This window comes from Streptomyces sp. (genome assembly GCF_035563135.1).
GTDB lineage: Bacteria > Actinomycetota > Actinomycetes > Streptomycetales > Streptomycetaceae > Streptomyces.
This window is the reverse complement of record NZ_DATMVN010000484.1, coordinates 1-6,746: the sequence shown is the minus strand read 5'-3', so window position 1 is coordinate 6,746 and position 6,746 is coordinate 1. Positions and strand designations below refer to the sequence as shown.

4 protein-coding genes are annotated in these 6,746 nt (G+C 69.4%); 2 read left to right on the top strand and 2 right to left on the bottom strand.

The genetic code is table 11. The features are described 5' to 3' along the window. On the top strand, positions 1-811 hold an 811-nt coding region (locus VN520_RS21340), incomplete at its 5' end, for an ABC transporter permease (RefSeq protein ID WP_325748543.1). A 13-nt stretch (positions 812-824) separates the two neighbouring features. On the opposite strand, the gene VN520_RS21335 is transcribed toward VN520_RS21340, so the two are convergent. Beyond that, positions 825-3,059, bottom strand: a complete 2,235-nt coding sequence (locus VN520_RS21335; RefSeq protein ID WP_325748542.1) for an OmpL47-type beta-barrel domain-containing protein — start codon at positions 3,057-3,059, stop codon at positions 825-827. Further along, positions 3,056-5,554 (bottom strand): ThuA domain-containing protein, encoded by a 2,499-nt coding sequence (locus VN520_RS21330; RefSeq protein WP_325748541.1) that lies wholly within the window; start codon positions 5,552-5,554, stop codon positions 3,056-3,058. Before VN520_RS21330 ends, VN520_RS21335 begins: the two co-directional genes overlap by 4 nt. 232 nt (positions 5,555-5,786) lie before the next feature. On the opposite strand from VN520_RS21330, the gene VN520_RS21325 reads away from it, so the two are divergent. Continuing rightward, positions 5,787-6,746 (top strand): multicopper oxidase domain-containing protein (locus tag VN520_RS21325; RefSeq protein ID WP_325748540.1); only part of this gene is annotated, 960 nt, incomplete at its 3' end.

Here is a 6,746-nt window from a genome sequence, read left to right as displayed (position 1 = left end):
CGACGCCTCCCTCCGGCTGCACCCGTACGCCACCCGCGCGGGGGCGCGCCGGGCGATGGAGGAGCAGAAGGTCTTCGTGACCCTGCGGCCGGGCGGGCGCGGTGTGGCCATGGACATCGCCGGGGCGGCGGGGGCCACGGTCGCCCAGCTGCTCGCCGAGACCGGGGCCGAGGTCGCGGAGGCCACCGGTGTCCCCGTGACGATCACGGACGTCAAACCGCTCCAGGAGGGCGACCCGCGCGGGCTGGCGCTCTTCTACATCTCGCTCGCCGCCGTCATCATCGGCTTCGTCGGAGCCATCCAGCTCAGCGTGCACGCCCGAGCGCTCAACCCGTTCGAGCGGATCGTCTTCACCGTCGCCTACGCCCTGCTCGGCGGTTTCGCGATCGCCGCTGTGGTGGACTGGCTGCTCGGCGCGCTCGACCTGCCGTTCGTCGAGTCCTGGCTGATCCTGTCCCTCACGATGTTCACGTCGGGCATGGTCTTCACCATGTTCAACACCATCATGGGACGCTGGGCGATGCTCCCGACCTGGGGGCTCATGGTGCTGCTGGGCAATCCTTCGTCCGGTGGCGCGGTGTCCTGGCCGCTGCTGCCGTCGGCGCTCGGCGAGATCGGGCGCTGGCTGCCGCCCGGTGCCTCGGTCAACGCCCAGCACACCGCGGTCTACTACCAGGGGCACCAGTACGCCTTCCCGTTCCTGGTCCTGGCGGCCTGGGCACTGGTCTCGTGCACGGTCTTCTGGGTGTGGCGCCACCGGCACCCGGGAGGCCGCGGCCGCATGCCTGAGCATGCCGCCGCGGCCTCATGAGCGGGCCTCGCTCCTACAGTTCCTGGATACGGACGTCGCGGTACGAGATCACGTCCGAGGTGCCGTGGACCTGGAGCCCGATGTAGCCGGAGGCGTACCGCCGGCCGTCGGTGCCCGGGTCGTCACCCCGGGGCGGCTCGAAGAGCTGACCGCGGTTGTTGTCGAACTCGTTGATCAGGACACCGTTGCGGTAGACCGAGTAGTGCTGGTCCACCACCCGGATCTCGTAGTCGTTCCAGGTGCCCTTGGGGGTGACCCCGGCGCCGCCGAGCCCGACCCTGTCGAAGCCGTAGACGGAACCGGTCTTGTACATGTCGCCGTCGGGCCGGTCGTTGGCCTGGATCTCATGGCCGTACTTGATGGCGACCCACTCCGGGCGGCTCTCCTCCGGGTGGCCGTGGACGTCCGGGAAGCGGACGAACACCCCGCCGTTGGCGTTGCCCGTCCCCGGGGCGTCGTCGCGCCACTGGAGCTTCAGCGAGAAGTCCCCGTACTGCCGGGCGGGGAACCACAGCATCCCCATGCCCTCCACCGTGGTGGAGCTGGTGATCGAGCCCTCCTCCTCGTTCAGCCCGAACTGCCCGCCGCCGACGTGCTGCCACTTGGCGAGGGACTCGGCGGTGCCGTCGAAGAGCTTGCGGTAGCCCTCGTCCTGGCCCGGCCTGCCGATGCCGGACTGCTTGGCCGCCCGGTAGATCTTCCTGTGCTCACGGGTGTCGATGACCCCGGCGGTGAGCAGCTTGTCCAGGACCTTGTCGACGTGCTTGAGGAAGAGCGCGTGCGAGGACCAGTCCTTCTCGTCCTCGATGAGCTCGTTGACCGTGCAGCGGTTGCCGGTGAGCCGGTTGGGCACGCCCGTGTCGACCGTGCCGACGATGACGGTGAGCCGCTCGTCGAACTCAGGGCAGTTCGGCGCCGGCACGCCACCGCTCTGCGCGACGGTGAACGAGGACTGCTTCGCCTCGGAGGTGTTGCCGGCCTTGTCCGTCGCCCGGTGGGCGAGGGTGTGGTGGCCGACGCGGTCCACGATGACGGGCGAGGAGTAGGCCAGGTACGGGCCGCCGTCGAGGGAGTACTCGATCTTGTCCACGCCCGAGTCCGCGTCGGTCGCGGTGACCGTGGCCTTGGCGCTGGTGATGAACGCGCCGTCCGAATTCCTGTCGCCCGCCACCACCACGGACGTCACCGGCGGGGTCTTGTCCTGCGACGGCGGCTCGACGACGGTGAAGCCGACGGTCTTCTCGGCCGCGACGTTGCCGGACCTGTCGGTGGCGCGGTAGCGGACGGTGTGCGTCCCCACCTCGTGCACCATCACGGGTGCGGTGTACGGCTGCCAGGCGCCGTCCGTCCCGAGCGCGTACTCGATGGTGTTGACGCCGGAGCCGGTGTCGGACGCGGTCACCGTGACCGTGGCCATGCCGAGATAGGCGCCCGCTCCGTCCTTCTCGCCCGCGACGGTCGCCGAGGTCTCCGGAGGGGTCTCGTCATCCGTCGGCGGTGCGGCGACCGCGAAGCCGACGGTCTTCTCGGCCGCGACGTTGCCGGACCTGTCGGTGGCGCGGTAGCGGACGGTGTGCGTCCCCACCTCGTTCACCACGACGGGTGCGGTGTACGGCTGCCAGGCGCCGTCCGTCCCGAGCGCGTACTCGACGGTGTCCACGCCCGATCCCGCGTCGGTCGCCGCCACGGTCACGGACGCCTGGCCGATGTACGCGCCGTCGGAGTTCCTGTCGCCGTCCACCGTCGCCGAGGTCTCGGGAGCGGTGGTGTCCTCGCCGCCGCCGTCCTCGGTCACGGTGAGGACACCCTGCATCGAGCCGTGCCCCGGAATCGTGCAGTGGTAGAAGTACTTGCCGGGAGTGAGGGTGACCTCCACGCTGTGCTTGCCGCCCGCGCTGTCACCGGGGTTGGCCAGGATGTTCACCTGGACGTCGCTGTTGTACTCCGGGTCCGAGACGCTGAACGTCAGCGTGTGCGGCATGCTCGTCGTGTTGCCCGTCGCCTCGCTGTTCTCGAAGACGATGGTCGCGGCTCCGGCCACCGCGGTTTCGGGAGCCGTCAGATAGCGGTCGATGGGGTCGCCGGCGGTCCAGGTGAGGACCTGCTCGGCCGCTGCCGCCCGGTCGTCGTCGCGGCCGTACGCCGCGGTCGACGCCAGCCCCAGGACCATCAGGAACGAACCGAGCAGGGCGAGCCACCACCGGGCCGGCCCGTACCGCCGTCGCGCGAGGAGTGAAGGGTGTCTCACTGCGCTGCCGCCTTCCTGGCCAGGTCTGCGGCGGCCGGGGTCGGACCGCCGCCCTTGTACGTCACGCGCCACAGCGCGGACTTGGAGTCGGAGGTGAAGAAGCCCCGCCCGTAGTCCAGGACGTAGAGCGACCCGTCCGGGGCGAACTTCCAGTCCATCAGGTTGCGGATGCCGTCCGCGCCGACCGGGATGATCTTCTTCAGCGACTCGGCATGGGTGGGCAGGCCGCCCTTGCCGACCGTCCTCGGGTCGGTCAGTACGGCGTGACGCGGCTGGGTGTCGTCGTAGAAGTCCCCGACGAACCACTTCCCGTCCCAGTACGCCGGCCACTTGGCCTCGCTCGTGCTCGCCGCGTCGTAGCGGTAGACCGGGCCGTTCATCGTGGCCTGGCCGCCGCCCTTGAGCCAGGGCAGGAGCTCCTTCTGCTCCTCCGCCTTGTAGCTCGGGACGCCGTTCGCGTCGCGCGGGTAGTCGACGCCGCCGCCCTGGGGCGAGTACCAGATGGTGTTGCCGGTCACCGGCGGCAGGTTGACCAGGCCGTCGTTGTTCGGCGACTCGTTCTTCGGCGCGTCGCAGTCGTACCAGTCCAGCGGCTTGGCGGGATCGGGCAGGTTGCGGTCCCGGTAGGGCTGCTTGTTGCCCATGCAGTACGGCCAGCCGTGGTTGCCGGCCTCGGTGATCGCCGCGAACGTGTCGTACTTGGCGGGACCCCAGGTGGTGCTCGGAGCGCCCGCGTCGGGGCCGACCCAGCCCGCGTAGAGCGTGTCGGTCGCCGTGTCGACGGAGATGCGGGCAGGGTTGCGCACCCCCATCACGTAGATCTCGCCGCGGGTCTTGCCTCCGCCCTCGTCCGGCTCCTCGCCGGTGAAGAGGTTGCCCGCGGGCAGGGTGTAGGTGCCGTCGTCCTCGGGGTGGATCCGCAGGATCTTGCCGTTGAGGTTGTTGGTGTTGCCCGCGGTGCGGCGGGCGTCGGCGAAGGACACGCCCTTGTAGTTCGGCTGCGGGTTGTTGCCGGAGTAACCGTCGCTGAAACCGGAGGAGTTGTTGTCACCGGTCGCGATGTAGAGGTTCTCCTTCGAATCCCAGGCCATGCCCCCGCCCGCGTGGCAGCAGCTGTGGATCTGGACCGGCCAGTGCAGCAGCACCTTCTCCGAGGCCAGGTCCAGCTTGTTCGTGGCGTGGTCGAAGGTGAAGCGGGAGACCTGGCGCACCGCCATCCGCTTGTCGCGGTCGATCTTCGCGTGCGGGGTGTAGTGCAGATACACCCAGCCGTTGGCGGCGAAGTCCGGGTCCAGCTCGATGCCGAGCAGCCCCTCCTCCACCTTGACCAGCTCGTCGCCGCCGCCCTTGTTGCCGAAGACGCTCAGCTTGCCCGCGAGGGTGACCTTCTTGGCCGAGGGGTCATACACATGGATCTCGCCCTCGCCCTTGCCGACGTTCGGGTCGTTCCAGTCGGTGACCACCGGCACGCTGCTGTCCGTACCGCCGCGCCCGATGTAGAAGACCCGCCCGTCCTTCGCGGTCACGAGGCCGTGCGGCTCGCCGATCTGGTCGTTCTGCCCCGGCTGATTGGGCTGGGTGAGCCGCTCGGCCGTGTAGTTGGAGTCGATGGTGGCCCCGCAGTCCGCCTGCGAGATGCGGCTCGTCCAGGCCAGCGCCCCGCGCAGATGATCCCGGAAGTCGGTCTCGGCGAAGCCGGCCGCCGTACCGCCCATGGCGGTGTAGAAGGAGCGGCCGCCGTCGTAGTCACGGCACCAGGAGACCGGGTGGTCCCAGCCGTTGGCGCTCTTCCCCGGGGCGTAGGTGAGCTCGCGGACGCGGGCCACGGTGTGCACGTCGCCGGACGGGTTGTCCTTCCAGTTCAGCCACTTGTCCGGGCGCTTCCACTCCAGCGGGAGGTTCTTCGTCGCCGGGTGCTGCCGGTCGCCGATCTCCACGGTGGCACGCTGGACGGCCGTCGGGCTGTCCGCCGCCGGACGGGCGCCCACCAGACCGGTGAACCAGTCGGAGTAGGGTTCGGCGCGGGCCGCGTCGTGGATGCCGAGGAAGCCTCCACCGGCCTCCATGTACGCCTCCAGGCCCGCCTCCTGCTCCGGGTCGAGCACATCGCCGCCACCGGTCAGGAAGACGACCGCGTTGAACCTGCCGAGCTTCCTGCCGTTGGTGAAGACCCCGGCGTCGTCGGTGGCGACGGTCGTGAAGCGTCCGGCCTCCGGGCCGCTGAGCCCGATCTTCTCGATGGCCGCGATGCCCGCGTCCACGGTGGGCGGCTCCTCGCCCGCCGAAGCGTGGAACACCAGCACCTTGACGTCGGCCCCACCGGGCGGTGAGGGGAGCGACATCGTTGTCGCCATCCGTTCCTTCAGCCCTGGGTCCGGATAGGGGCTGGCGGTGGCCGCGTTGCCGCCCAGCAGGGACGCGGTCAGAGCGCCTGCCGCCACGGCCGCCGCGATGCCGCGGCGCGGTCTGGACCTGTGATGTGGTGTGCGCTGCATGTGGTCACCCACCCCTCTTGGTCGCTTCTCTGGTCACTTCACTCGTCACCGCGCCCTGATGGCCACTGCGACAGCGCACGAAGCTAGACCTCTTTTCGTGACTCGCCAATAGGTATGGCAGCAATCGAACGAACTTTGTCCTGAGTGTGGATAAACCAACGGCCCCCGGCTACCGTGTGGGCCGTCCAGGAGAGCAGCGCGTCAGTTTCCTTCTCGCGATGGGGAGTTCGACATGGACCGAAGGACCTTCAGCCGCAGGATGCTGGTGGGTGGGGGAGTGGCCGCTGCCACCGGCGTGACATCGATGTCGCTCGGCGCGGTGCAGGCCGCTTCCGCGGAGAACCCGGCGAGGACGGCACCCGCCGGAGGAGCTGTCCGCCATCTCAGGCTGTACGCCGAGAAGCTGGCGGACGGCCAGCTCGGATACGGCTTCGAGAAGGGCAAGGCATCCATCCCCGGACCGCTCATCGAGATCACCGAGGGCGACACGCTGCACATCGAGTTCGAGAACACCACGGACGTCGACGCCAGCCTCCATGTCCACGGCGTCGACTACGACACCGCGAGCGACGGCACCCGGATGAACCGCAGCCATGTCGAACCCGGCGGCACCCGTACGTACACCTGGCGCACCCACAGACCCGGCCGCCGCAAGGACGGCACCTGGCAGGCGGGCAGCGCCGGTTACTGGCACTACCACGACCACGTCGTCGGCACGGACCACGGCACGGGCGGCATCCGCAAGGGCCTGTACGGGCCGCTCGTCGTGCGCCGGGAGGGAGACGTCCTGCCGGACAGGACGATCACGATCGTCTTCAACGACATGACGATCAACAACCAGCCGGCCCACGGGAGCCCGAACTTCGAGGCCACCGTGGGGGACCGGGTCGAGGTCGTGATGATCACGCACGGCGAGTACTACCACACGTTCCACATCCACGGGCACCGCTGGGCCGACAACAGAACAGGCATGCTCACCGGCCCCGACGACCCCAGTCGTGTGATCGACACGAAGATCTGCGGACCCGCCGACTCCTTCGGCTTCCAGATCATCGCGGGGGAACGCGTGGGGGCCGGGGCATGGATGTACCACTGCCATGTCCAGAGCCACTCCGACATGGGTATGGCCGGTCTGCTGCTCGTGGCCAAGGCGGACGGCACCGTCCCGGGGTACGACCCGCCGCACCACGCG